The sequence below is a fragment of the Kitasatospora sp. A2-31 genome, assembly GCF_022288725.1.
Classification (GTDB): Bacteria; Actinomycetota; Actinomycetes; order Streptomycetales; family Streptomycetaceae; genus Kitasatospora.
The window spans coordinates 1-1,734 of sequence record NZ_JAKNTA010000129.1 but is presented as its reverse complement, the minus strand read 5'-3'; the positions used below and the strand labels follow the sequence as shown (position 1 = coordinate 1,734).

Annotated in this window: 2 protein-coding genes; both read left to right on the top strand. The window is 73.2% G+C overall.

Annotation, left to right across the window (positions count from 1 at the left end; genetic code table 11):
• The first annotated feature begins 139 nt into the window (after positions 1-139).
• Entirely contained in the window at positions 140-595 is a 456-nt protein-coding gene (locus MCM47_RS40145; RefSeq protein WP_238951421.1) for an SRPBCC family protein, read from the top strand.
• Between the two features lie 144 nt (positions 596-739).
• Positions 740-1,720, top strand: coding sequence for a hypothetical protein (locus tag MCM47_RS40140; protein WP_238951422.1), 981 nt, complete (start codon positions 740-742; stop codon positions 1,718-1,720).
• The last annotated feature ends 14 nt before the right edge of the window (positions 1,721-1,734 follow it).

Here is a 1,734-nt window from a genome sequence, read left to right as displayed (position 1 = left end):
GCGCCGGTTGCCGCGGCCCCGCGCAGGGCCCAGATTGAAAGTGGTGCCGTCCGCGGACTCTCCCCGCCCGGTGATCGTGCCGGGCCTGGTCGGCCGACCGGTCGGCCGACCGGCGGGACGGCGTGGAGGAGGTGCGGCGATGAGCACGGTGGAGGAGTCGATCGACGTGGAGGTGCCGGTCCGCGTCGTCTACGACCAGTGGGCCACGTTCGAGGACTTCCCCCGGTTCATGGAGGGCGTGGAGGAGGTCAGGCAGCTGGACGAGCGCCATGCCCACTGGCGGACCAAGATCGCCGGACTGGCCCGGGAGTTCGACACCGAGATCGTCGAGCGGGTACCCGAGGAGCGGGTCGCCTGGCGCACCACCGGCGAGAACGTGAAGCACACCGGCACGGTCGACTTCCAACCGCTCGGCACGGCCCGGACGCGGGTGACGATGACCATGGCCTTCCAGCCCACCGGCTTCGCCGAGAAGGCCGCCGACAAGCTGGGCGTGCTCGACCGCCAGGTCCGGGGCGACCTGCGCCGCTTCAAGAAGTTCGTCGAGGCCCGCGACGCCGGCACCGACCCCCAGTCCGCCTCGGAGAGCGGCTGACACCGCCGCCCCCTGAGCCCCGGGCGCGGGTCGTGGTGTCGGAGCCGGGCGGGGCGGCGGTGACGGGCTAGGCTCGCGGGGTCGTCACGGGCAACCGCGGAGGTCAGGACGGTTCGGTTCAAGCGCGAGGTTGTCATCGGGGCGATGACCTTCTGGCTCCGTCCGGCGTTCACGCTGCGCGTGGTCAAGCGGTTCCAGCTGATCGTGGGTTTCGACCGGGCCATGGCGCTCGCGTCCGGCGCGTTGGCGGCCCTGATCCCGCTGGCGATCCTGTGCGGCACGTTCCTCGCCCTCCTCGGCAGGGGCGACGTGGCCGAGCACATCGTGCAGCGCTACGGACTGACCGGCGGCGGCGCCGAGGCCGTCGAGACGGTGCTGTCCCCGCCCGCGGGGGCGGACGTGGGCGTGGACGTCCTCGGCTCGGCGTTCCTGGTCATCTCGCTGCTGAGCTTCAGCCGGGCGATGCAGCGGATGTTCGAGCAGACCTGGGAGCTCAGACCGCTCAGCGTGCGCAACACCGCGAACGGGCTGCGGTGGATCCTCGGTCTGATCGTCTACGCGGTGGCCATCGGCTGGCTGCACGCCGTCCTCGACCGCGGACGCCACGACCTGGCGGCCGTCCTGCTGGCGGCGCCGCTGACCGGGGCTTTCCTGATCTGGGGCGGATGGATCCTGTCCGCCCGGCGGATCGCTCCCTCCGACCTGGTCCCGTTCGGTGCCATCGCCGCCGTGCTGACGGCCCTCTACTCGGCGGCCGCGGCCGCCTACCTCCCGCGCCTGCTCGACTCCTACGCCAACCGCTACGGCTCGACGGGCGCGGTCTTCGCGACGCTCTCGACCCTGTTCGGCGCGATGGTCGTCATCGTCGGCTCCGTCGCGGTGGGACGGGAGGTGTGCGACGAACTGCGCCGGGTGCGCCGGGGGGAGCGCCCGCCCGAGGACGAGGTCCGCCGCCAGTGGCAGGAGCTGGTCGACGAACTGCGGTCGCGCTGGCGCACCACCGCACCACGCCGCCGCCGCCCGGGCCCACCGGGAGGACCGGGCCGACCGGGAAGCCCGCCACACGAAGAGGACCCGCCACGCGAGGACCCGCCACGCGAGGACCCGCCACGCGAGGACCCGTGACCCGCAGCCCGCTG

What these genes read in the sequence shown, in the direction of transcription:
- MCM47_RS40145 (WP_238951421.1), top strand. Translation starts at nt 140, where the DNA reads ATGAGCACGGTGGAGGAGTCGATCGACGTGGAGGTGCCGGTCCGCGTC.
- MCM47_RS40140 (WP_238951422.1), top strand. Translation starts at nt 740, where the DNA reads ATGACCTTCTGGCTCCGTCCGGCGTTCACGCTGCGCGTGGTCAAGCGG.